General features: G+C 62.3%; 21 protein-coding genes, 3 tRNA genes and 1 pseudogene. 4 read left to right on the top strand and 21 right to left on the bottom strand.

All coding sequences use genetic code 11. The features are described 5' to 3' along the window. Positions 1-185 precede the first annotated feature (185 nt). The 16 genes from HAQ05_RS02135 to rpoE form a co-directional block, all read right to left on the bottom strand. Positions 186-261: transfer RNA gene (locus HAQ05_RS02135), tRNA-Gly, on the bottom strand. A 4-nt stretch (positions 262-265) separates the two neighbouring features. Further along, a tRNA-Glu gene (locus tag HAQ05_RS02130) sits at positions 266-341 on the bottom strand. Positions 342-491: 150 nt separating this feature from the next. Next, positions 492-2,930 carry a TonB-dependent siderophore receptor gene (locus HAQ05_RS02125; protein WP_190416937.1) on the bottom strand — a complete coding sequence of 813 codons (2,439 nt, stop codon included), beginning with the start codon at positions 2,928-2,930 and terminating at the stop codon, positions 492-494. 103 nt (positions 2,931-3,033) lie between these two features. Beyond that, entirely contained in the window at positions 3,034-4,008 is a 975-nt protein-coding gene (locus tag HAQ05_RS02120; protein WP_190416936.1) for a FecR family protein, read from the bottom strand. Continuing rightward, entirely contained in the window at positions 4,005-4,574 is a 570-nt protein-coding gene (locus tag HAQ05_RS02115; RefSeq protein WP_190416935.1) for an RNA polymerase sigma factor, read from the bottom strand. The genes HAQ05_RS02120 and HAQ05_RS02115 overlap by 4 nt, the downstream gene beginning before the upstream one ends. Before the next feature lie 255 nt (positions 4,575-4,829). Further along, positions 4,830-5,576 (bottom strand): pyridoxine 5'-phosphate synthase, encoded by a 747-nt coding sequence (gene pdxJ, locus HAQ05_RS02110; RefSeq protein WP_190416934.1) that lies wholly within the window; start codon positions 5,574-5,576, stop codon positions 4,830-4,832. A 54-nt stretch (positions 5,577-5,630) separates the two neighbouring features. After that, positions 5,631-6,317, bottom strand: a complete 687-nt coding sequence (gene recO, locus HAQ05_RS02105) for a DNA repair protein RecO (RefSeq protein WP_190416933.1) — start codon at positions 6,315-6,317, stop codon at positions 5,631-5,633. Positions 6,318-6,406: 89 nt separating this feature from the next. Then, a complete protein-coding gene (era, locus tag HAQ05_RS02100; RefSeq protein ID WP_190416932.1) occupies positions 6,407-7,303 on the bottom strand; it encodes a GTPase Era in 897 nt (298 codons plus the stop codon). Continuing rightward, a complete protein-coding gene (gene rnc, locus HAQ05_RS02095) occupies positions 7,296-7,985 on the bottom strand; it encodes a ribonuclease III (RefSeq protein ID WP_190416931.1) in 690 nt (229 codons plus the stop codon). Before rnc ends, era begins: the two co-directional genes overlap by 8 nt. Then, positions 7,982-8,350 (bottom strand): DUF4845 domain-containing protein, encoded by a 369-nt coding sequence (locus HAQ05_RS02090; RefSeq protein WP_190416930.1) that lies wholly within the window; start codon positions 8,348-8,350, stop codon positions 7,982-7,984. The genes rnc and HAQ05_RS02090 overlap by 4 nt, the downstream gene beginning before the upstream one ends. Positions 8,351-8,384: 34 nt before the next feature. After that, positions 8,385-9,239, bottom strand: coding sequence for a signal peptidase I (gene lepB, locus HAQ05_RS02085; RefSeq protein ID WP_190416929.1), 855 nt, complete (start codon positions 9,237-9,239; stop codon positions 8,385-8,387). Between the two features lie 9 nt (positions 9,240-9,248). Next, positions 9,249-11,045, bottom strand: coding sequence for a translation elongation factor 4 (gene lepA, locus HAQ05_RS02080; protein WP_190416928.1), 1,797 nt, complete (start codon positions 11,043-11,045; stop codon positions 9,249-9,251). A gap of 162 nt (positions 11,046-11,207) precedes the next feature. Then, positions 11,208-12,593, bottom strand: coding sequence for a DegQ family serine endoprotease (locus tag HAQ05_RS02075; protein ID WP_420825735.1), 1,386 nt, complete (start codon positions 12,591-12,593; stop codon positions 11,208-11,210). A gap of 238 nt (positions 12,594-12,831) precedes the next feature. Then, complete coding sequence (locus tag HAQ05_RS02070) at positions 12,832-13,806, bottom strand: MucB/RseB C-terminal domain-containing protein (RefSeq protein ID WP_190416926.1); 975 nt, start codon at positions 13,804-13,806, stop codon at positions 12,832-12,834. A gap of 9 nt (positions 13,807-13,815) precedes the next feature. Beyond that, positions 13,816-14,409 carry an RseA family anti-sigma factor gene (locus tag HAQ05_RS02065; RefSeq protein ID WP_190416925.1) on the bottom strand — a complete coding sequence of 198 codons (594 nt, stop codon included), beginning with the start codon at positions 14,407-14,409 and terminating at the stop codon, positions 13,816-13,818. A gap of 31 nt (positions 14,410-14,440) precedes the next feature. Then, entirely contained in the window at positions 14,441-15,022 is a 582-nt protein-coding gene (gene rpoE, locus HAQ05_RS02060; protein ID WP_003252049.1) for an RNA polymerase sigma factor RpoE/AlgU, read from the bottom strand. A 534-nt stretch (positions 15,023-15,556) separates the two neighbouring features. Here rpoE and nadB point away from each other — a divergent pair. From nadB to HAQ05_RS02040, 4 genes and pseudogenes are all read left to right on the top strand, one after another. Beyond that, positions 15,557-17,173, top strand: coding sequence for an L-aspartate oxidase (gene nadB, locus HAQ05_RS02055; protein ID WP_190416924.1), 1,617 nt, complete (start codon positions 15,557-15,559; stop codon positions 17,171-17,173). Between the two features lie 57 nt (positions 17,174-17,230). After that, a pseudogene (locus HAQ05_RS02050) lies at positions 17,231-17,413 on the top strand (cysteine-rich CWC family protein); the annotation flags it as partial. After that, a complete protein-coding gene (locus HAQ05_RS02045; protein WP_190416923.1) occupies positions 17,403-18,095 on the top strand; it encodes a pseudouridine synthase in 693 nt (230 codons plus the stop codon). The pseudogene HAQ05_RS02050 and the gene HAQ05_RS02045, both read left to right, overlap by 11 nt. 83 nt (positions 18,096-18,178) lie before the next feature. Further along, a tRNA-Gly gene (locus HAQ05_RS02040) sits at positions 18,179-18,252 on the top strand. 287 nt (positions 18,253-18,539) lie between these two features. On the opposite strand, the gene HAQ05_RS02035 is transcribed toward HAQ05_RS02040, so the two are convergent. From HAQ05_RS02035 to HAQ05_RS02015, 5 genes are all read right to left on the bottom strand, one after another. Further along, on the bottom strand, positions 18,540-19,073 hold the full coding sequence (locus tag HAQ05_RS02035) for a DinB family protein (RefSeq protein WP_190416922.1): 534 nt from the start codon (positions 19,071-19,073) through the stop codon (positions 18,540-18,542). A 274-nt stretch (positions 19,074-19,347) separates the two neighbouring features. Next, positions 19,348-19,590, bottom strand: coding sequence for a hypothetical protein (locus HAQ05_RS02030; protein WP_190416921.1), 243 nt, complete (start codon positions 19,588-19,590; stop codon positions 19,348-19,350). A gap of 212 nt (positions 19,591-19,802) precedes the next feature. Then, positions 19,803-20,567, bottom strand: coding sequence for a trans-aconitate 2-methyltransferase (gene tam / locus HAQ05_RS02025; protein ID WP_190416920.1), 765 nt, complete (start codon positions 20,565-20,567; stop codon positions 19,803-19,805). A gap of 28 nt (positions 20,568-20,595) precedes the next feature. Beyond that, positions 20,596-20,985, bottom strand: coding sequence for a hypothetical protein (locus HAQ05_RS02020; RefSeq protein ID WP_190416919.1), 390 nt, complete (start codon positions 20,983-20,985; stop codon positions 20,596-20,598). Positions 20,986-21,130: 145 nt separating this feature from the next. Further along, entirely contained in the window at positions 21,131-22,225 is a 1,095-nt protein-coding gene (locus HAQ05_RS02015; RefSeq protein ID WP_190417053.1) for a glycerophosphodiester phosphodiesterase, read from the bottom strand. Positions 22,226-22,325 lie beyond the last annotated feature (100 nt).

The following is a 22,325-nucleotide window of genomic DNA, read 5'->3' as shown; positions in this document are numbered from 1 at the left end:
ACGGTTCCCGAAGAGTGAGTACCACGAAAAAATGACCTATCGAGCACCGGACTAATGTACCAAAAAATGTACTAAAAAACGCGGCTGGTAGTGCTTTTGAGTGGAACTTACTGAAACGAAAAAAGAGGCCGAAGCCTCTTTTTTGGGTTTCTGCAGATTTCAATAGAAGCCTGTAGAAAATAAATTGGAGCGGGAAACGAGACTCGAACTCGCGACCCCGACCTTGGCAAGGTCGTGCTCTACCAACTGAGCTATTCCCGCAATATGGCGTCCCCTAGGGGACTCGAACCCCTGTTACCGCCGTGAAAGGGCGGTGTCCTAGGCCACTAGACGAAGGGGACACACTACAACTTTTCACTCTTGCAACGCTTTGCGCTGCAAGTGGCGCGCATTCTAGGGGGGCTTTGCCGGGGCGTCAACCCCCCAACGGAATATTATTTAAATCAACGACTTCGAGAAGCGGAAGGGCGGCACAAAAGCCACCCGACGGGTCAGAACTCCACCGTGCTCGACAGCACGAACTGGCGCGAATCGCCCATCGACACGTAATAACGGCTGGCCGCCGAGGTGTAGTAGGTGCGATCGAACAGATTCTTCACGTTGAACTTAACATTCACGTTATGCCCACCGACGTGCGTGTCATAGCTGGCGAAGGCGTCGGCCACGGTGTAAGCGTCCAAGTCGAAGCTGTTGGCCGCATCCCCCGCCCGTTTGCCCACGTAGCGGGCACCGCTGCCCACGCGCAGGCGGTCGCCGCCGAACAAGCTGCCGAAGTCGTACACCGCTTGCACCGAGGCGCCGTTGCGCGCCACGTTCTGCAGGCGGTTGCCCTTGTAGTCAGGGTCGTCCGTGACCTCGGCATCGGTGTAGGCATAGCTGCCGATCAAGCTCCAGTGCTGGCTGAGCTGGCCGGTCAGGTCCACTTCCAGCCCCCGCGAGCGCACCGCCCCCGCCAGGCTGTAGGTGGTGGTGCCGGACACATCCTGCGAAACCAGCACGTTGCGTTTTTTGATGTCGTACAGCGCCACGGTGCCGGTGATCGCCCCGGGGATATCCAATTTGGCGCCGATTTCCCAGGCCTTGCCCTCTTCGGGCTTGAAGCCTGAATCCAGCACCGTGTTACCGCTCAGCGCGGCAATGCTGGAATTGGGTTTGAACGACTCGGTGTAGCTGCCATAGAACGACCACTGTTCATTGAGCTTGTACACCAGCCCTGCCCGTGGCACCCAGGTTTGCCCGCTGGCATCGGTGTTGGCGTTGAATGGCCGACCTTTGCCCGCGTACTGGTCATACAGTTGGTAGCGGCCACCGGCCACGAAAATCCAGTGGTCGCTCAGGTGTACCGAATCCTGCATGAACAGCGAATTGCTGCGCAGGTCATCCAACTGCGCGCTGTCGGAGGCGCTGACCGTGCTGCCTTCTACCTCGTGGCCATAATTCGGGTTGGTGTAGCTGAAGGTGGTAAGGCTTTTTTGCCGGATCAGGTCTGAGCGGTAGATTTTGCGGTATTCGTCGTCCAGGCCCAGTACCAAATCATGCTGCAGCCCGAACAGGTTCTGCGAGCCTTCCACGCTCAGGGTGGTGAAGCGGTCATGGGTGATCGCGTTATGGGTGCCGTCCATGCTGCGGGTGAGCGTGCCGGCGGTGGGGTTCACCGCGGTCACCCGTATTTGGCTGGCGTCATAGGTTTCGCGGTTGTAGCTAAAGCCCAGGTGCGCTTTCCAGTCGTCGTTCAGGTGGTGGTCGACCTGCAGTTGGTAAAGGTCGGAGCGGCCTTCCATGTCGTTGAATGGCTCGTCGAGCCGGCGGGTGGCCGGGATGTCGAGCGGGTGGTTGGTGTTGGGGTTGATGACGGTGCCGCGATCGAAAGGGGTGAGGAACTCGCGGTGCTGGTAGCTGGCGACCACCTCGGTGTTTTCGCCGTACCACGCCAGTGACGGCGCCACCAGGCTTTCGCGATGGGTGCCGAAATTGCGCCAATAGTCTTCGTCTTCATGGTCGACGATCAACCGGTAGGCAAGGCCGCTGTCGCCCAGTGGCCCGGTGGTGTCGAGGGTACCGCCGCTGCCGTTCTTGCCGTTGCCATAGCTGGAGCCGCGCGCGGTCAGCGCATTGTACTGCGTGAGCTGAGGCCGCTTGGCCACCAAGTTGACCACCCCGCCCGGGTCTTGGATGCCATACAGCAGCGAGGCTGGGCCCTTGAGCACTTCGACCCGGTCGGTGGTGGCGTTCAATGCCCTGCCCTGCACCAACGGCATGCCATCTTGCATGATCGAACCATCTCGGTTGTCGCCAAAGCCACGCTTGAGTACCGAATCCTGGGTGCTGCCCAGGGTGTTGCCTTGGGTAATACCGCTGACGTTGTTCAAGGCATCGTCAAGGTTACGCGGCGCCTGATCCTTGATCACTTGGCTGGCGACCACATTGATCGACTGGGGGATGTCTTGCACCCGCGCCGAGGCGCGGGCAATCGAGCTGGTCGCGGGCGGTTGGTAGCTATTGCCACCTTCGCGGTCGAGGCTGGCGGTAATCTGGCTGCTGGGCAAGCTCAAGGCGCCGTCCTGGGCCAAGGGCTCGAGCACCACGGTCATGGCGTCGGTGTGGCGAAAGGTAAACCCAGTGCCCGCCAGCAATTGGCCCATGGCCGCGTCTGCGCTCATGCGGCCGCTGAGGGCCGGGGCCTGGACCTGGCTGGGCACCTGCACGGTATAGATCACACTCAACCCGGTCACCCGGCTGAATTCCCCCAGCGCCTGGGGCAACGCCTTGGCACCGATAGCGAAGGCGTACTGCACGCCCTGGGCGGTGCCGGCCGGCTCATCGGCACGGGCGGCGGCCACTGCCATCGCCGTGGCGCAGCCGGCGAACAACACCGATGCCCCCAGCCAGCTTTTTACCGAACGACGCGCTGGTTCAATCCTGTGTTTCATTCTGCTCCCCGTCATGGATTCGAATAAGAATTACTCGCATGTAGTGTCTAGACGGAGCAACGGGGCCAGTACCTCACACACATTTTGAAAATATTTGGCGCACTCAACGCAGCACGATCACGCCCAGCCAGCGGCGTTGCTCGAACCCCAATACTTTTTGCAGCGAATCGATCACCGCCTGGGGGTCGCGGCTGGGGAAACTGCCGCTCAGGGTACGCGCGGCCAGTTCATCGTTGAGCAACAGGATGCGCCCCGGGTAGTGGGCTGCGAGGTCTGCGACCACCCGCGCCAACGGCGCCTGGTAGTAGCTCAGCCAGCCGTCACGCCAGCCCAACAGCGTTGCACTGTCGACCTGGCCCACTGGCGTGGCGTGGCCGTGGGCATAGGCCACTTGCTGGTCGGCCTGGAGTACCTGCTCCGGCTGGCCGGCGGCGGCGCGCACCGCCACCTTGCCGCCCAGTACGGTGACCCGCTCATCACTGGCCTGGCGCCGCACTTCGAACTCGGTGCCCATCACCCGCACGTCGCCGCCACCGGCCTGCACCACGAATGGCTGGCCGGTGTGGCTGACCTTGAAGAACACCGCGCCCCGGCGCACCTGCACCTGGCGCCGCCCCGGCGTAAGGTCCACGGCGATGGCCGTATCCGCGTCGAGCGTGAGCTGCGAGCCGTCTGCCAAGGTCAGGGAACACACCGGCCCGGCTGGGCATACATGGTCGGCACCGAGGTCTTGCAGCCAGTGGTCGGGGCGCCAGCCGGCCAAGCTACCGACCAGCACCAGCACGCCGGCGGCAGTGGCCAGCGCCGCCGCCCACGGTGCGCGCCGCCTGGGCGGTGCATCCATCGCCTGGAGCAAGTCCTGCAGGGCCACGGCGTCTTCATCGGCCAGGGTGCGCGCCGGCGCTTCGCTGCGCACCCAGGCCTGGCTGGCCTGCTGCCAGGCTTGGGCGTGAGCGGGGGCCTGGCCTAGCCAACGCTCGAACGCGCGCCGTTGCGCCTCGCTAGGTTGGTTGGCCAACACGCTCAGCCACTTCAGGGCTTGGCGGGCGGCAAGGGGGTTAACGCGGTGGGCTGTCATGGGCCGGCATTCCCTGGCGGGCAAGTGGTATCGCGCAAGCTGGCCTTGCACGCTTGCAGCGCGCGCATCATATGTTTTTCCACGGCGCTTTGGGATACCTGCATCGCTTTGGCGATCTCGGCGTACGTGCGCCCATGAATGCGGTTGAGCAGAAATATCCGCCGGGTCCGCTCCGGCAACGCACGCAGCGCGGCCTCGACGTGGCGCAACTCGCTTCCGGCTTCCAGCGCCTGGTGTGGCGAGGCGCCCACCGCTTCATCGCCCAGCGGGGCCAAGCCGTTGGCCAAGCGTTCACGCGCGTCTTCACTGCGTAAATGGTCGATGGCCAGGTTCCCCGCGCTGCGCATCAGGTAATGGCGCAGCTCCCCCACCTGCGTCTGTGGCCGCCGCCAGAAACGCAGGAACAGCTCTTGTACGAGGTCTGCCGCGGTTTGCCGGCAACCCACCCGGCGCGCCACCACCGCCTCCATGCGCGGGCGCTCGGCCAGGAACACTTCGAGAAACTGCGCACGGGTATCGGGCTGCAGTGGTGCAGCCGGCTCAGGCGCGCGGGTGGGTTCGGTCATGGTGGGCGCTGTGTGACGAAACGGACGAAAGCGCGATTTTAATGATAAATATTCTCAAATGTGAAGCAGAATCCTTCACGCCGTCACATTCGCTGTGCGCACCCCCTATTGCCGCATGCTGTGACGGGGTAGCCATGCCGCGGCCAGGTGCGCGGGCCAGTAGCGCTTGATTGCCTGGCTGCGTAAAACGTGCTGCCCACGAAACGATAGCCAACCAGGTTCAGGCACTGGCCGTAATCCGTAATGCAGCGCGGGTCAGCGGCGCTGGGCGGCCGCCGTGATCAAGGCCTTCATCTGCGCCACCGCGGCGGGGAACCCCACGAACAAGGCATGCGCAACCAAGGCATGGCCGATGTTCAACTCATTCACCCCAGGTATCGCGGCGATCGCCTCTACGTTGTGGTAATTCAGGCCATGCCCGGCATTGACCACCAGGCCCCATTGCGCGCCTTGGGCCACCCCGTCGGCGATGCGCTGCCATTCGGCAGCGGCTTCGGCAGGGGTGTGCGCGTCGGCATAACGCCCGGTGTGCAGTTCGATCGCCGGCGCCCCCACGGCGTGGGCGGAATCGATTTGCCGCGGGTCGGCGTCGATGAACAGCGACACCTCGCTGCCCACCGCGCTCAAACGCTGCACCGCGGCCTGGATACGCGCCTGCTGCCGGGCGACATCGAGGCCGCCTTCGGTGGTCAGTTCCTGGCGGGTTTCCGGCACCAGGCAAACGTGCGCCGGGCGTAAACGCTCGGCGAAGGCGAGCATGGCTTCGGTCACACCCATTTCGAAGTTCATCCGGGTTTGCAGCACATCCTTGAGCAGCAGCACGTCGCGCTCCTGGATGTGCCGGCGGTCTTCACGCAGGTGCACGGTAATACCATCGGCGCCCGCCTGTTCGGCATCCAACGCGGCCTTGACCGGGTCCGGGTAACGGGTGCCGCGGGCCTGGCGCAGGGTGGCGACGTGATCAATGTTCACGCCCAGCAGGATGCGGTTGGTGGTGGTCACGGCAGGTCTCCTGTGAGTGGGGGCCACAGGATACGCCGCCGCGCCCCCAGGCGGCTATGGCTTGCGAAACAGCTCGCGGCTCACCAGCGGCCGCCCGCCCAGGTGTGCGGCCAACGCCTGGCGCATCAACCGTTTGGCCGCGGCCAGGGCACCGGGGGCGGCCCAGTCGGCCTCGGCCATGGCCAACAGGTCGGCCCCGAGGAACATGCCCGGTTGCGCGTGCGCGATGGGCTCCAGCCCGGCCTCCGGCTGCAGCCGGTAGAACGCCTGCGCCGCCAACGGCTGGCCATGGAGGTCGTGGTCGAGGGCGAAGGCGTAACCCAGCTCATCGAGCAGGCGCCATTCGTAGCTGCGCAGCAGCGGCTCGAGGGCGCGGCCTTCGGCCAGCGCCTGGAGTGTCAGTTGGTAATGCTCATACAGCGCCGGGTGCGCCACCTGGGCCGGCAGCAACCGCACCAATAGCTCGTTCATGTAGAGCCCGCTGAACAGCGCCTGGCCAGTCAACCACAGGCCATTGCTGGTGGGCTCCAAGCGCGCCACGGTCTTGAGTTCGCCGCGCCCACGCAACGCCACCTCCAGCGGTGCAAACGGCCGCGCTACGCTGCCGGCCTTGCCCCGGGCGCTGCGCAACACCCCGCGTACCACCCCTTCGGCGGAAAAAAAATCCACCAGCGCGCTGGTTTCCCGGTAAGGCCGCGTGTGCAGGACGTAGGCGTGGTGAGTATCGGTGGTCAGCGGCATGGGGGGTTGAGCTTCACGTCGCAGCCCTCATGCCATAAGGCTCATGCTCGAAGCCACGGCCGTGCGGCTTGTGGCTTGCAGCCTGCCGTTTAATCCGTGTACCCCAACGAACGCAGTGCGCGCTCGTCGTCGCTCCAGCCGCCCTTGACCTTGACCCAGAGGTTGAGCATCACCTTGGCGTCGAACATCTGTTCCATGTCTTTGCGCGCTTCGGTGCCGATGCGTTTGATGCGCTCGCCCTTGTCGCCAATGATGATCTTCTTTTGCCCGTCACGCTCGACCAGGATCAACCCATGAATGTGCAGGGTACGGCCTTGCTGCTTGAACTCTTCGATTTCGACGGTGACCTGGTACGGCAGCTCAGCGCCCAGTTGGCGCATGACTTTTTCGCGGATCAGCTCGGCGGCCAGGAAACGGCTGCTACGGTCGGTAATCTGGTCTTCGGGGAAGAAATGGTCGCCTTCAGGCAAAAAGTTGCCGATCAGTGCCTCGAGGGTGTCGAGGTTATGGCCCTGCTGGGCGGAAATAGGCACCACCTCGGCCTTGGGCAATTGCTGTTGCAACCATTCCAGGTGCGGGATCAAATCGGCCTTTTCTTCCATGCGGTCAAGCTTGTTGATCGCGATGATGACCGGCCCTGCGACGTACTGCACACGGTCGAGTACCAATTGGTCCTCGTCCGTCCAGCGGGTGCGGTCGACCACGAAGATCACCACGTCTACATCCTTGAGCGCGGCCGAGGCCGTCTTGTTCATGTAGCGGTTCAAGGCTTTGTCGTTGGCCTTATGCATACCGGGGGTGTCGACATACACCGCCTGCACCGGGCCGTTGGTTTTAATACCCAGCATGGTATGGCGCGTGGTCTGTGGCTTGCGTGAGGTGATTGCGAGTTTCTGCCCAAGGATATGGTTCAGCAGCGTGGACTTGCCCACGTTCGGCCGGCCAACGATGGCCACATAGCCACAGCGGGTGGGGGTATCAGTCATTGCCATTCTCCACGCCCAAGGCGATCAGGGCCGAAGCGGCGGCCACTTGTTCAGCGATGCGGCGGCTCACGCCCTGCCCGCGGCTTTTTTCGTTGAGCAGGCCCACTTCGCATTCGACGAAGAAGGTACGGCAATGGGGTTCGCCCTGGATATCCACTACCTCATAGCGCGGCAGCTCGCAGGCCCGCGATTGCAGGAACTCCTGCAGGCGGGTTTTCGGGTCTTTATTGGTGTCGACCAACGTCAAGCTGTCGAATTCGCTGGCTAACCAGGCCAGCACACGCTCGCGAGCCGCCGCCATGCCGGCATCGAGGTAGATGGCGCCGATCAGCGCCTCGAGCGCGTCGGCCAGGATCGATTCACGGCGAAAGCCCCCGCTTTTGAGCTCACCGGAGCCCAGGCGCAGGTACTCGCCCAAGTCGAAACCGCGGGCCAGCAATGCCAGGGTTTCGCCCTTGACCAGCCGTGCGCGCAAGCGCGACAGTTGCCCTTCGCGGGCCTGCGGGAAGCGCTCGTAAAGGGCCTCGCCCACCACGAAGTTCAGGATCGCGTCGCCAAGAAACTCCAGGCGCTCGTTGTTGCGCCCAGCAAAGCTGCGGTGCGTGAGTGCCAGAACCATTTGGTCCTTGTCTTTGAAGGTATGGCCGAGTTGGCGCTCGAGCCGGTTCAACGAAACACTCACTGGGCAGTCACGCTCGTATCGTGGGTAAACACCAGGACCAGGTCGAGGTTGGCCACCAGGTGTTCACGTTTTTCATAATTCAGGTGCGCGCGGATCACGCCACCTTGCTCTTCGATGCTCAATGCTTTTTTCAAATCCAGGCCCTCGACACCATTCACCTGCACGCCACGCTGCACGCGCTGGTAAAAGTCGCTGGCGCTATCGGCGCGCTCCGTGGCGGCGCGGTCCATCACCTTCTTCAGGCTCCAGAACGTCATGTAATGGGGGCCGAGCTTCAACCCCAGGCTTACCGCGCAGGCCAGCACCGCCACCACAAAAAGCCAGCCCAGCGGCGACATGCCTTTTTGCGATGCTACGCCTTCCATGTTTGCCCCCTGCGCAGCGGCCTTGGGCGCTGGTTTACTTAATCAACCCTACCCGCGACAGCGTTGGCAGGTGGCTGAATTTCGGGTCTGGCCAGCTCATCCATACCGCAAAGGCCTTACCCACGATATTTTCGTCGGGGACCATGCCGAGCATGTCCTTGGGAATACTCGGGTCGTTCCAGTAACGGCTGTCGTTGGAGTTGTCTCGGTTGTCGCCCATCATGAAGTAATGGCCGGCCGGAACGGTCCATTGCCCCCCGGGCATGGCCCCCCGCAGCGCCTGGTGGATCAAGTGCTCGGTGTTGCCGATCTGTTCTTTATAGATGCCAATGTCGCCCAAGTCACGGTCGTAGCCGGTGCCGACCTTCTCGTCGGTGACCAGCGTATCGTTCACGTACAGGTGCTTGTCCAGGGTGTAGCGCACTTTGTCCCCAGGCAGCCCGATCACGCGTTTGATATAGTTCACGCTAGGGTCGGAGGGGTAGCGGAACACCATCACATCGCCACGCTGTGGCTCGCCGACCGAGATGATCTTTTTGTCGATCACCGGCAGGCGAATGCCATAAGCGAATTTGTTCACCAGGATGAAATCACCGACCTCCAAGGTCGGGATCATGGAACCGGACGGAATCTGGAAAGGCTCGACCAGAAACGAACGCAGCACGAAGACCACGAACAGCACCGGAAAGAACGATTTGCCATATTCGACCAGCACCGGCTCCTTGCCGAGCTTTTCCATTACCTCCGGCTCCGGTGCCGCCACGCTGCCCTGGTATTGGGCAATGGCTGCACGCCGCCGTGGCGCAAGGACCAGCAGGTCGAACAACGCCAGCACGCCACATACGGCGACGGCGATAATCAGCAACAGCGGTAGATTCAATGATGACATAGGACCTGATCATTCCAACCTGAGCACGGCGAGGAAGGCTTCTTGTGGAATTTCCACATTGCCGACCTGCTTCATGCGTTTCTTACCGGCTTTTTGCTTCTCGAGCAATTTGCGCTTGCGGCTGACATCGCCGCCGTAACATTTAGCCAGCACGTTCTTCCTGAGCGCCTTGACAGTCGTTCGGGCGATCACTTGGCCGCCAATGGCCGCCTGGATCGCCACATCGAACATCTGCCGAGGAATCAGTTCTTTCATTTTCTCGGTCAACGCACGCCCTTTGTAATGGGCGTTATCACGGTGCACGATCAAGGCGAGGGCATCGACCTTGTCGCCGTTGATCAGCACATCCAGCCGCACCAGGTTGGCCGGCTGGTAACGGTCGAATTGGTAGTCGAGCGAGGCGTAGCCACGGCTGGTGGACTTCAGGCGGTCGAAGAAGTCCAGCACCACCTCGTTCATCGGCAAGTCATAGCGCAACTGCACCTGGCTACCGAGGAACTGCATGTCCCGTTGCACGCCGCGTTTCTCGATGCACAACGTGATCACGTTACCCAGGTGCTCCTGTGGCACCAGGATGCTGGCCTGCACGATGGGCTCACGGAATTCTTCGACCGACGAGACATCTGGCAGCTTGGATGGGTTGTCTACGTAAAGGGTTTCACCATTCTTGAGCAGCAGCTCGTAGATCACGCTGGGCGCGGTGGTGATCAGGTCCAGGTCGTATTCGCGCTCCAGGCGCTCCTGGATGATCTCCATGTGCAGCATGCCCAGGAAGCCACAACGGAAGCCAAAGCCGAGGGCGTCGGAGCTTTCCGGGGCGTATTGCAGCGAGGAATCGTTGAGCGTCAGTTTCTGCAGGGCTTCGCGAAAGTCCTCGAAGTCCTCGGAGCTGGTGGGAAACAAGCCAGCATACACTTGCGGCTGAATACGCTTGAAGCCCGGCAGCACCTCGACCTCGGGGGTACTGGAAAGCGTCAGGGTATCGCCCACCGGCGCGCCATGGATGTCTTTGATGCTGCCAATGATGAAACCCACCTCACCGGCCTTGAGGTCGGCGGTGGTGGTGTGCTTGGGAGTGAACACGCCGACCGAATCGACCAAATGCACCTTGCCGGTGGATTTGACGAGGATCTTGTCGCCTTTTTTCACCCGGCCCTGGCGCACCCGTACCAGCGACACCACACCCAGGTAATTGTCGAACCAAGAGTCGATGATCAGCGCTTGCAGCGGTGCGTCGATCTCACCGTGGGGCGGCGGGATGACCTTGACCAAGCGCTCGAGTACATCGGCCACGCCCATACCGCTCTTGGCGCTGCACTGCACCGCGTCGGTGGCATCGATGCCGATGATTTTCTCGATTTCATCCTTGACCCGCTCCGGTTCAGCCTGCGGCAGGTCCATCTTGTTGAGCACCGGCATCACTTCCAGGCCTTGCTCGATGGCGGTGTAACAATTGGCCACCGATTGTGCCTCGACACCTTGGCCGGCATCGACCACCAGCAGCGCGCCTTCGCAGGCTGCCAGCGAACGGCTGACTTCGTAAGTGAAGTCGACATGCCCGGGGGTGTCGATGAAGTTGAGTTGATAGGTTTTGCCGTCTTGCGCCTTGTAGCTGAGGGTAACGCTGTGAGCCTTGATGGTGATGCCACGCTCGCGCTCGAGGTCCATCGAGTCGAGCACCTGGGCTTCCATCTCGCGGTCGGCCAGGCCGCCGCACATCTGGATGAACCGATCGGCGAGGGTCGATTTGCCGTGGTCGATGTGGGCGATGATGGAGAAATTGCGGATATGGCTCAGATCACTCACAGATCAACACTCAAAATGGCTTAGCGCCGGGGCGCCCAATAAAAATAGCCGCGCATTGTACCTGACGCGGCACAGGGGCGTCACCTTGGCCTGATGACGCGTCATGAAAAAGGCCCTTATGAAAAGGGCGGCCCGAAGGCCGCCCGCTCTTGCATCAGCGTTTTATTCGGGCAACTTGAAGGTAATGAAGCTGGCGCGCCCCTGGCGAACCACCCGCATCGACACCGAGCGGTTCTTCGGCAGGTTCTTGGCCACATCGGTGAACTGCTTGGCCGAAGTGATCGCCTGGTTGTTCAGGTGGGTGATCACATCGCCTGGCTGCAAGCCGATCAAGGCGGCCGGGCCGTCTTGCACGTCCTTGATCAATACGCCCCCCGGCACCTCGAGCTGTTTCTTCTGCTCGGCGGTCAAGTCGGCCACGGACACACCCATGCGGTTGCTGTCGCGTTGGGCTTGGCCGTCTTCGCCGATGCTGCCGCCATCGACGTCGGCATCTTCGTCGGGCAGCGCGCCCACGGTCACGTCGACCGTGCGGTGTTTGCCTTCGCGTACCACCTCCAGCGAGGCCTTGGCACCGGCCTTGAGGCCGCCGACCAGGTGTGGAAGGTCGGCCGACATCACGATCGGCTGGCCATTCATGCTCAGGATCACATCGCCCACCTGCAAGCCGGCTTTGGCCGCCGGGCCATCGGGCATGACCTGGGCAACCAGCGCGCCGGCCGGCTTGTCGAGGCCGAACGACTCGGCCAGGTCGCGGTTGACCTCCTGGATCACCACACCGAGCCAGCCACGGTCGACCTTGCCGCCTTTTTTGAGTTGGTCGGACACATCCATCGCCACATCGATCGGGATGGCGAACGACAGGCCCATGAAGCCGCCGGAGCGGGTGAAGATCTGCGAGTTGATGCCCACGACTTCGCCAGCCATGTTGAACAGCGGGCCACCGGAGTTACCCGGGTTGATGGCGACGTCGGTTTGGATGAACGGTACGTAGGAATCATTGGGCAACGTGCGGCCCTTGGCACTGACGATACCCTTGGTCACGGAATGGTCGAAGCCGAACGGCGAGCCGATGGCCAGTACCCACTCACCCACCTTGAGCTTGTCGGAGTCTCCCAGCTTCACGGTAGGGAGGTTCTTGCCATCTATTTTCAGCAAGGCCACGTCGGTACGCGGGTCAGTGCCCACCAGTTTGGCCTTGAGCTCGCTGCGATCAGACAACCGCACCAGGATCTCATCGGCGTCCTGAATCACGTGGTTGTTGGTCAGCACATAGCCATCGGGCGAAATGATGAAGCCCGAACCCAGCGACTGCGCTTCGCGCTGGCGGTCGCCACGGGGGGCGCGGCCACGGGGCATGTTGCGCTCGAAGAATTCGCGAAACATCGGCGGCAAGCCTTCGAGGTCCGGCATTTGGGCATCGGCTACACCGCGATCGGGGAGCTTTTGCGTGGTACTGATGTTCACCACGGCGGGCGAGGCTTGCTCGACCAGGGTGGTGAAGTCTGGCAGTGCCTCGGAGTGGGCACTGGCCATCTGCCCGAGCATCAGCACCGCGGCGAACAGTGAGAGGTAGTGTTTCAAGCTAGGTATCGACATACGGCTCCCGTACACAACAAGCATGGTTAGGCGGTTGGGCACACTTTCGCCCCTGGGTGGCATTGACCTAAAAAACCGGGGAGTTTGCAACCACAGCTTCCCACGTTTCACCTGTCGTTTTACAACATGAAATGAATTTAAGGTTGGGGACTGTACCGCGCAACACGCCGCTGGCCTAGTGCGGCGGTCATTGCCGCGGCTGGGCAGGCAAGGGGTGCATCGATAACGCAACGCGCTCGGCGGTCCCCAGCGGCACTTCACCGACCACGGTCACCATCACGTCTCCATCTGCCGTGCTTTGCCGGCGCGACACCGCCGAGGTAGGCCCTAGCTGGGTGCGGGCATCACTGGCCTGGGCGCCTTGCAGGGGCTCGAAGAACACTGAAAAACGCGTCAAGCCATCGTCATACATCAGCCGGGTCAACGGCACACCGTTATCGGCCGCCTTGCCGACCTGGCTTTCAACCAACTCGAAACCCGCGGGCAACCAGTCGGAACGCCAACCCAGCGCCGCCAGCGGCTGTGGCGCTTGCTCGGCAGCCGCTGGCCGCGCCTCGGCAACCACGGGCTTGCAATTGCGGCTGGCGGCGAGGTCTTCGGCGCTAGGTTCGCGGGTATTGAAACGGGTGTACTGAAACCGTTCGAGCAACTGCCCGCGCTCAGTCAGCAGCAGCGATTTAAGCGGCAGCGCGGTTTGTTCGTCCAGGTGCAGCTCGAAGCCGTAACGATTGGAGTCTTTCGGCGTAAGGGTGACGATCACCGCCGGGCGGCCGGCCACGCGGGAACGGCCAGCGACCTTGAGGTCGTACCAGCTCATCAGCTTCAAAGGGTCGAATTCGCGGTGCGAGCTACCCGGCACGGCATTCACCCCGGGCACCAGCGAACCACTAACGCACTGGGTAACCCCCGCTGAACGCAGGACTTCCTGAGCAGAGCCGTCTAGCTGCAATACCCGCTCGGTCACCTTGCCGTGGTCGGCCAAGTGCCAGATATCGTGGGTGGAAAAACTTCCGCTACGCTCGTAGACAAAGGTGCCTTGGAAGCTTTGAGTATGCTCGGCGCCAGAAAGGCGGTCGAGCCATTGCGCCGCGTCTGGGGCTGCCTGAACCTTCATGGCCAGGCAGCTACCGATCAACAGCGACAATAGAGGCAGTGCGCGCAACTAGATTCCTTAGCGGTTTTCCATGCTGGCGGCACGGGCGTAAGGCAATGCCGATTCGGCACCCTTAATGGCCGCTTCCTGGGCATGCTGGCGCAAGTAACCCGGCAACCGCTCATCTTGCCAACCCGCTTGGTTCTGCAATACTCCGCTGGCCATCGGCCCTTTGGCCTGATCGGCGCTCTCGGTGTAATTGGCCAGTACTGCCGGGCCCTGGGCCTGCGGCGTGGTAACGCCGGGCTGGGTAACCTGCTGCTGGGCCAACTGCGCACCGCTAACCTCATCATGGTTGTACAAGCGCACGCCGGCCAATACCGCCACCGTCACCGACGCTGCCACCGCCAAGCGGCCTAGGCTACGCCATGGGCGCGGGCTCGACTTGGCCGGCACGGCCTCGTCAGCCAACGCCGCAGACACCGCCGAGGCGAGGTCCAGTGCGGGGTTAAGCAGTTCCTTGTGCATCGCAGCGCGGGCGACTTGATAACGCGACCACGTAGCACGGGTTACGGTATCGTCGATTGCATTCAATACACGACGTATTTCAAGTTCGTCCGCTTCGTTATCCATCACCGCGGACAGCGATTCCTGCAACGCTTCACGACTCATGGCGGTTCCTCTCTTGGCTGTCGCCGCTGTCTCAGGTTTCCTGCAGCAAAGGCTGCAGGGCTTTGTCAATGGCCTCCCGAGCGCGGAAAATCCGAGAGCGCACGGTGCCTACCGGACACTGCATAACACTGGCAATGTCTTCGTAACTCAAACCGTCGAACTCACGCAGCGTCAGCGCCGTACGCAGGTCCTCAGGCAGTTGCTGGATGGTCCGGTGCACAGTGCCCTCGATCTCATCACGCAACAACGACCGCTCCGGAGATTCGAGATCTTTCAGGCCATGATCGCCGTCATAGAACTCCGCGTCTTCCGAACTCACATCGCTATCAGGCGGCCGTCTTCCCCGGGACACCAAATAGTTCTTCGCCGTGTTGATGGCGATCCGGTAAAGCCACGTATAGAACGCACTGTCACCGCGAAAATTCCCCAACGCCCTGTACGCTTTGATGAACGCTTCCTGCGCAACGTCCTGGGCTTCGTGGGTGTCGTGCACGAAGCGCACGATCAACCCGAGTATCTTGTGCTGGTATTTCAGCACCAACAGATCGAAAGCTCTCCGGTCGCCGCGTTGAACGCGTTCGACCAGTTGCTGATCTTCTTCCTGGGTTAGCATGACCACTCCTCGATGTGCCCGCTGGAGCACTGCAAAGGCCGCGGTTCAGGCTTGCAACCATAGACTCGCGCTTTTCGCAAAAGTTCTCCCCTCCAGCAAGTTTCCGTTACGCAGTTTTCACAACTACACGGAAAGCGCGAATCGACCACCTGCCGATCGCGTAATAATCTTTTGACACCGGCACACGCCTGCTCAAACACATGCGGCACCGGCGCTGCGTCCCTTCCGTCGCGCAACCTCCTATGGATTGCCCCGCTTTAAAGAAAGTTCAACCCGCTCTATAGCCATTTTCCTACAAGAACGAGCAACTTGCCTCACCTAAGTAGCCTGCAAGGCAGTGGCGCCGTAGGCGCCAGCGCTGCTATAAATAACGCCCGCCCGCGACGGCCGTCGTTTTCATAGTGCCATGAAGCTAACGTGCGGTATTCTGCCGGGCCGCCGTTTACGGCGCCAGTGCCCGCCGACGCCCTGCCGCGCAGGCCAACCCGAAGCCACCCCCTATAAGAAGCACGGTGGCCATTGTGGACACCTCATATGCCTCAGCCCTTGCAATTCGATGTACTGGTTATCGGCAGCGGCGCCGCTGGGTTGAGCCTTGCCCTTACACTGCCTTCGCACCTGCGGGTGGCCGTGCTCAGCAAGGGCGACCTGGCCAACGGCTCGACCTATCGCGCCCAAGGCGGCGTGGCGGCGGTATTGGATGATCGCGACACGGTCGATTCCCACGTTCACGACACTCTGGTGGCCGGTGCTGGGCTATGCCGGGAGCCCGCCGTGCGCTTCACCGTACAGCACAGCCCCCAGGCGATCGAATGGCTGATCGAACAAGGGGTGCCATTCACCCGCGCCGAACAGCCCAGCGACGGCCCGCGCGTCGCATTCCACCTTACCCGTGAGGGCGGCCATAGCCACCGGCGGATCATCCATGCCGCCGATGCCACCGGGGCTGCGATCTTCGACACGTTGCTGGGCCAGGCCCGCCAGCGTGCCAACCTGCAACTGTTCGAACAACGCGTGGCGGTGGACCTGATCACCGATGGCCAGCGTTGCATAGGCGCGTACGTGCTCGACCGGGCTCGGGGCGAAGTCGATACCCTGGCGGCGCGCTTTACCGTGCTGGCCACCGGCGGTGCGGCCAAGGTGTACCTGTATACCAGCAACCCAGACGGTGCCTGTGGCGACGGCATCGCCATGGCTTGGCGCGCCGGCTGCCAGGTGGGCAACCTGGAGTTCAACCAATTCCACCCCACCTGCCTGTACCACCCGCAGGCCAAGAACTTCCTGATCACCGAGGCCCTGCGTGGCGAAGGTGCGGTGCTGCAGTTGCCAAACGGCGAGCGCTTCATGCCGCGCTTCGATGCGCGGGAAGAGTTGGCGCCGCGGGACGTCGTGGCCCGTGCCATCGACCATGAAATGAAACGCCTCGGCCTGGATTGTGTGTACCTCGACATCAGCCACAAGCCGGCCGAGTTCATCAAGGCGCATTTCCCCACCGTTTACGAGCGCTGCCTGGGCTTTGGCATCGACATCACCCGCCAGCGCATCCCGGTGGTCCCGGCGGCGCATTATACCTGCGGCGGCGTGGTGGTCGATGCGCAAGGGCGCACGGGCCTGGCCGGCCTGTATGCCATCGGCGAAACCAGCTTCACTGGCCTGCACGGCGCCAACCGCATGGCCAGCAATTCGTTGCTCGAGTGCATCGTCTATGCCCGCTCCGCCGCCCAGCATATACACAACCAGCTGGCCCAGGTACCGATGCCAAGCGCCTTGCCGGCCTGGGACGCAAGCCAGGTGACCGACTCGGACGAAGACGTGATCATTGCCCACAACTGGGACGAACTGCGGCGCTTCATGTGGGACTACGTCGGCATCGTGCGCACCACCAAGCGCCTGCAACGCGCCGCGCACCGGGTGCAACTGCTGCTCGATGAAATCCATGAGTTCTACAGCAACTATAAAGTAAGCCGCGACCTGATCGAATTGCGCAACCTGGCCTGCGTGGCCGATTTGGTGATCCGCTCGGCGCTGCAGCGCAAGGAATCGCGAGGGTTGCACTACACGCTGGACTACCCGGGGCTGTTGCCCGTGGCCACCGATACGATCCTCACCCCAACGCACGCAGCAGTTCACCTGCTCAGCCAGGCGCAATAAGGTGAGGCGCGAAGTGGGCAGCCCCACCCCCCCGACCCAACCCGCTGCCCGGCCTGTGGCGCCAGCAACCAATGCGCGCAGGCGGGCACGCCGGTGGAGGCGCCCTGCTGGTGTTATGGGGTGAAAATAGCCCCGGCACGCTTGCAAGCCCTGCCGGCCCACCTGCGCAACGCGCAATGCCTGTGCCCGAGTTGTGCCGGGGTGCTGGAGCAACTGCAAGGGCGCACGAATGCGCCTTGATCGCTTGCTGGCATTGCACGGCCCCTTCAACCGCCGCGAGGCGCGTTTGGCCGTGGCCACCGGCCAGGTGCAGGTGGCCGGCCACGTGGTACGCAACGCTGAGCAGGCGGTGAGCGCCTTCGAACGCGTTGAGGTCCGCGGCCAGGTGCTACAAAACGGCAAGCCGGCGCGCTATTACATGCTGCACAAACCCACCGGTTGCGCCAGCGCCACCACCGACCCGCGGCACCGCACGGTGCTCGACCTGCTGGCGGTGCCGGACAAACACGAGCTGCACCTGGCCGGCCGCCTGGATTACAACACCACCGGCCTGTTGCTGTTGACCAACGACGGCCAGTGGTCGCGGCGCTTGACCCAGCCGGGCAGTAAGCTGGCCAAGCGCTACCGGGTGTATACCGAAGCGCCGATCACGCCGCACTATGAGCAGGTGTTCGCCCGCGGGTTGTACTTTGCTTACGAAAACCTCACGACCCAACCTGCGCACCTCACCCTGCTCGGCAGCCATCACGCCGAACTGTGCCTGGTCGAAGGCCGCTACCATCAGGTCAAACGCATGTTCGGCCACTTGCGCAATCGCGTGGTGGGCTTGCATCGCTTGAGCATGGGGCCGCTGCAGTTGGACCCGGCCCTGGGCCCCGGGCACTACAGGGCCCTGACCGCCGAAGAAATCAAACTGATCTAACCCGCTGCGCGGCGGGCAGGCGATATAAATGCACGCAGGGCTTCTCAAGCGGGCAGGCTTCTGGTACAAAGTGCACCCTCGAAGCGGGTGTAGTTTAGTGGTAGAACGATAGCTTCCCAAGCTCTAGGTGAGGGTTCGATTCCCTCCACCCGCTCCACACTTCCAGGTAAAGCGCTCAGCTTCCATAAGCCTCTGAAAACCTACTTTCTCAGTTTTCAGCCCAGCCGGGCCCAGGTAAAACTGCCGGCAACTCGCCTGATGAACCCACCATTTGATACTCCCCCATTAAGCCCGCTTTGGCATAAAGCAGCCCCGTGGCGTGCCTCTGAAGTTAACCGCACAGTTTTGGCAGTGGCTTCGCCGCCGGGCACGGCGCCGTCAGCGGCCATAGCGATAAGCGCGCTTTATTTGCATTCCCAAAATGCCGATACACTCGTTACCGCTTCACAGAAGCTGATCATCCCAACTGAATTGGATTTCGTCCGAACGGCGTAAAGCTCTATCCCCGTCGAGGTAAAACTCATCCAGTTGCGGGGGCGCAACGGTGGTTGCGGACAGCATCGCGTGTACTTGCCCGCGATGGTGGATCTGATGCTGAAACAGGTGTAACAGCAGCCGGTCTACCCGTTCCAGCACGATACCCTGCGCCCGAATCAGGCTCGCCGTGCGGGCCAGCGCCTGTGGGTCGAGACCCTCGCAGTAGGTCACCAGGCGCGCATCGACAACCCGCTGAAGGGGCGCCAGGCGCTGGAACGGTAACCGCTCTGGAAGCGCCTGCTGCTGGCCCTCCAGGTCGAACTCCAGCGCAGCAAGGTAATAAAGATCCACGTCTAAAATATGCCGGAGCGTACCCTCGATGGACGGAAAAAAACCTGTCCGCGGCGCTTCGTATTCCGCCTGGCTTAACCGGGAACACGCGTATAGCAAACGGCGGTTCGCCCATTGATTGTTTTGCGCCTGTGCAAGGAAAGTGTTCATCGTTGGTCGCCTGGGTAAAGCGCTGCGCAGGAAAGCTGCCGGGCCCACTCGCCGGGCAAGTAGCCGTTTGGCGGTGGCCAGTAGGGAGGCGGGTCCAATACCAGCCAGGGGAAACACGTGGGCCAAAGGGGTATGCATTCACCCGAGCCCACGCGATCGGCAATGCAGGCCGCACCTTAGGGCGCCGCCTGAGCCCAACGCGCTCAGGCGGCCGAACACATCGCCGTAGCCCCTACACGGCGGGCGGCTAGGCTGGCGCCGCCGCTATGGCGCCTCAGTGCAGCGCCAAGCCGTCATCGTGCTCTTCACGGCCGGACCACTGGCAGTAGGTTTCCCGTGCGTGCTCCAGCCAGCGTTGCCACTGCTGCTCGTCGAGCAGGCGAAAGTCACGCAGGGCATACAGGTAGCCCACGGTGGTGGTGTAGTTACTCAGTGCCAACGAATCGAAATCGGCGGTGGCAATGGTGTTGATGCGCTCTGCAAGGCGGCTTTGAACGAAATCCAGCGGCTTTGTCATGGGACACTCCTGTTGCACCCGGATGATAAAACCCGCCGAATCGATGGCGGGATCAGAGGCGAGTCGGTGGTTTCAACCGTTGGCTACACATGCTTGGCGGTGCTTGTGCGGCCGGGCCGTGTTAACCATAGCAACACTCAAGTGCCAATGCTTACGCGGCCGTCTAAAACACCCCAGTAGGATTACCTGGTGGCCCGCAAGTTCAGCGCCGGTCAGCGGGTGGCCACCATAAACAGCCGAGGGAACGGCAGCAGTACGGTACCGTCGTCCAATTGCCCGTACGCCTGCCCTATCGCTGCCTGGTATTGCGCCAGGAACGCCTGCTGCTCGTCGGGGCCGAGCCGGGCCAGGTAGGGGGCCAGCGCCGAGCCCTTGAACCACTCCACCACGGCTGCTGGCCCGCCTGGCAAGGCGTGGTAATAGGTGGTGCGCCACACGTCCACCTGGCTGCAATAGGGCTTGAGCAATCGATAGTAATAGGCTGCGTCATGGCGCGGCGGCAGGGCGAAAGTGCTCAGTTTTTGCGCCCACGGCCCTCGCCCGGCCACCTCGCGTAGCAGCCGATGGGCAGGTTCTTGCAGGTTGTCTGGGGTTTGCACCGCCAGCGCCCCGCCGGCGTGGAGCCGGCTTACCAGCCGCGGATACAGGTTTTGGTGGTCGGGCAGCCACTGCAGCGAAGCATTGGCCAGGATCACATCGAAATGCGCATCGGGTGCCCAGTTGGTGATGTCGGCCAACTCGAAACTCACCTGCGGCAACCGCTGGCGAGCGGCGGCGAGCATATCGTCGGCGCTGTCCACCCCGGTTACCTGCGCGGTGGGAAAGCGCTGGGCCAGCACCTCGGTGGAGTTGCCCGGCCCGCACCCCAGGTCGACCGCTACCCTTACAGGTTCTGTGGCGATGGCGGCGACCAAGTCGCGCACCGGGCGGGTACGCTCCTGTTCAAAGCGGGTGTATTGCTGGGCAGACCAATTCATAAGGATATTCTCCTACGGACAATGGGCCTTACTGCCGGAAGTCCCGCGTGGTGAACTCTCGTTCACGGCCCTTGGTATTTTTAACGGTCAGGTGCGTGCCCTTCTCAACATAGCTGATGGCGCCGTCGTCGTGTTGATCGTGCCAGCGCCCCCAGTTCTTCTTGTCGTCCAGGTAGCTGGCCCAGGTTACCCGCTCATTGCCGGGGAATTGGCAGCGGTAACGCGAACGCAGGCGGGTTTCTTTATGGATGTAAACGATTTCCGGGGTATCGCCGCTGTGCACGATACGCAACCTACCGATTTCATGGCCCAGTTCCACGGCCAACACCGCCTTGCATACGTCGGCGTGGGTATACCCCCCGGCAAACACCGGGGTACTGGCCAACAACGCGAATGACAGCAAGTAATGAGCCTTCATGAAGTGACCTCAAGGACACGGGGGTAGGAGTGCGCGCACTCTAGCCAAAGGCCCGGCCCCCTCACAACCGGGCGCCGGTGGATTTCATCGAGCGGGTGTGCTGTTTACAAACGAACCATGAGTGCGCCATTGCCGTGCGCGGTGCTCAGTAACCGGCTTGGTCAAGCAACTGGCCAGCGGTTTTTGCCGGCGGGCGGCCATAGAACGTCAGCAACTGGGCGGCACGATTGGTGAACACACCGTCCACACCGGCCGCCATTACCGTTTTAAAATCCACCGGGTCGTCAACGGTATACACATGAATCAACAGGCCCTTGTCGTGGGTCATTTTGTTCATCCAGGGTTGCACCAGGTCCATGTAGCTTTGGTCGCCGCCCTGTGCCAGCGCCGCCGAAGGGCCGGTGCCGATCGCCCCGTTGGCCTTGGCGAAATCCAGCCAGCTTTCGAACGCCTGGCGGCTCTTGGGCTGCTGCATGGCGTAATAGGCGGCCTTGTCCTTGGCACCGGATTGGGCAAAGGGCACGTCGGAGGCCGGCTCGATACCGCCCTCGCCCACCCATAGCAGCAGGATTTTCGGCACCGTTGGCATTTCTTTGGCCAGCAGCTCCAGGCTTGGCTTCTCGAAGGTTTGCAGCACCACGCGCTTGCCCGAGGCTACCTGGCCATCGGCACCGAGCCAACCGCGCTGTTGTAGCTTGAGTTTCAGGTCGTGCTCGATGCCCGGGAACATGCTCGGCACTTTGGTTTCCATGTAAAGGCCGGGATGCTGCGCCGGGTTGCCTTCGGCGATGTCGATGATTTCGTCCAACGTTAGCACCTGCAGGCCCTTGAACGCAGGCCGTGCGCGCTCGGGGTAAGCCGTGTTGAACCAACTGCCGGCGTCGAGACTCTTGAGTTCGGCCAGGGTGAATTCGCTTACCGGCTTGTCTTTACGGTCTGGGAAACGGGTGGCGATGTCGGTGGTGCGGGTCAGGTTTTCATCATGCAGGGCGATCAATACGCCGTCACGGGTGCGCTGCAGGTCCATCTCCAGGTAGTCGGCGCCCAGATCGCGTGCGGTGAGGTACGACGCACGGGTCGATTCGGGCGCATCGAACGAAGCGCCACGGTGGGCGATCACCGCCGGGTGCGGAATGTTCAGTGCCTGGGCGATCTGTGCGGGGGTCTGCGCCTGGGCGCACAGGGTAACCAAGGCCAGCGCAAGGGCCGGTACGGCCTGGTTGAAAGGGCGGGGCAACATCATCGTCGGGGAGGTCCTATGTCCATGAAAGCTTCAGAGCATAGCCGGCATTGCGCCTTGCAGCGCGGTTTCACATGTTACAGTCGCGCCCATCGATCGC

Origin of the sequence: Pseudomonas typographi (assembly GCF_014694385.1) — a bacterium.
In the GTDB taxonomy this organism is placed as follows: Bacteria; Pseudomonadota; Gammaproteobacteria; order Pseudomonadales; family Pseudomonadaceae; genus Aquipseudomonas; species Aquipseudomonas typographi.
This window is presented reverse-complemented; position numbering and strand designations above follow the sequence as displayed.

Excerpts from the sequence above, each read along its gene's own strand:
- HAQ05_RS02125 (WP_190416937.1), bottom strand. The coding sequence starts at position 2,930 with ATGAAACACAGGATTGAACCAGCGCGTCGTTCGGTAAAAAGCTGGCTG.
- HAQ05_RS02120 (WP_190416936.1), bottom strand. The coding sequence starts at position 4,008 with ATGACAGCCCACCGCGTTAACCCCCTTGCCGCCCGCCAAGCCCTGAAG.
- HAQ05_RS02115 (WP_190416935.1), bottom strand. The coding sequence starts at position 4,574 with ATGACCGAACCCACCCGCGCGCCTGAGCCGGCTGCACCACTGCAGCCC.
- recO (WP_190416933.1), bottom strand. The coding sequence starts at position 6,317 with ATGCCGCTGACCACCGATACTCACCACGCCTACGTCCTGCACACGCGG.
- era (WP_190416932.1), bottom strand. The coding sequence starts at position 7,303 with ATGACTGATACCCCCACCCGCTGTGGCTATGTGGCCATCGTTGGCCGG.
- HAQ05_RS02090 (WP_190416930.1), bottom strand. The coding sequence starts at position 8,350 with ATGGAAGGCGTAGCATCGCAAAAAGGCATGTCGCCGCTGGGCTGGCTT.
- lepB (WP_190416929.1), bottom strand. The coding sequence starts at position 9,239 with ATGTCATCATTGAATCTACCGCTGTTGCTGATTATCGCCGTCGCCGTA.
- HAQ05_RS02075 (WP_420825735.1), bottom strand. The coding sequence starts at position 12,593 with ATGCTCGGGCAGATGGCCAGTGCCCACTCCGAGGCACTGCCAGACTTC.
- HAQ05_RS02065 (WP_190416925.1), bottom strand. The coding sequence starts at position 14,409 with ATGAGTCGTGAAGCGTTGCAGGAATCGCTGTCCGCGGTGATGGATAAC.
- rpoE (WP_003252049.1), bottom strand. The coding sequence starts at position 15,022 with ATGCTAACCCAGGAAGAAGATCAGCAACTGGTCGAACGCGTTCAACGC.
- nadB (WP_190416924.1), top strand. The coding sequence starts at position 15,557 with ATGCCTCAGCCCTTGCAATTCGATGTACTGGTTATCGGCAGCGGCGCC.
- HAQ05_RS02045 (WP_190416923.1), top strand. The coding sequence starts at position 17,403 with ATGCGCCTTGATCGCTTGCTGGCATTGCACGGCCCCTTCAACCGCCGC.
- HAQ05_RS02035 (WP_190416922.1), bottom strand. The coding sequence starts at position 19,073 with ATGAACACTTTCCTTGCACAGGCGCAAAACAATCAATGGGCGAACCGC.
- HAQ05_RS02030 (WP_190416921.1), bottom strand. The coding sequence starts at position 19,590 with ATGACAAAGCCGCTGGATTTCGTTCAAAGCCGCCTTGCAGAGCGCATC.
- tam (WP_190416920.1), bottom strand. The coding sequence starts at position 20,567 with ATGAATTGGTCTGCCCAGCAATACACCCGCTTTGAACAGGAGCGTACC.
- HAQ05_RS02020 (WP_190416919.1), bottom strand. The coding sequence starts at position 20,985 with ATGAAGGCTCATTACTTGCTGTCATTCGCGTTGTTGGCCAGTACCCCG.
- HAQ05_RS02015 (WP_190417053.1), bottom strand. The coding sequence starts at position 22,225 with ATGTTGCCCCGCCCTTTCAACCAGGCCGTACCGGCCCTTGCGCTGGCC.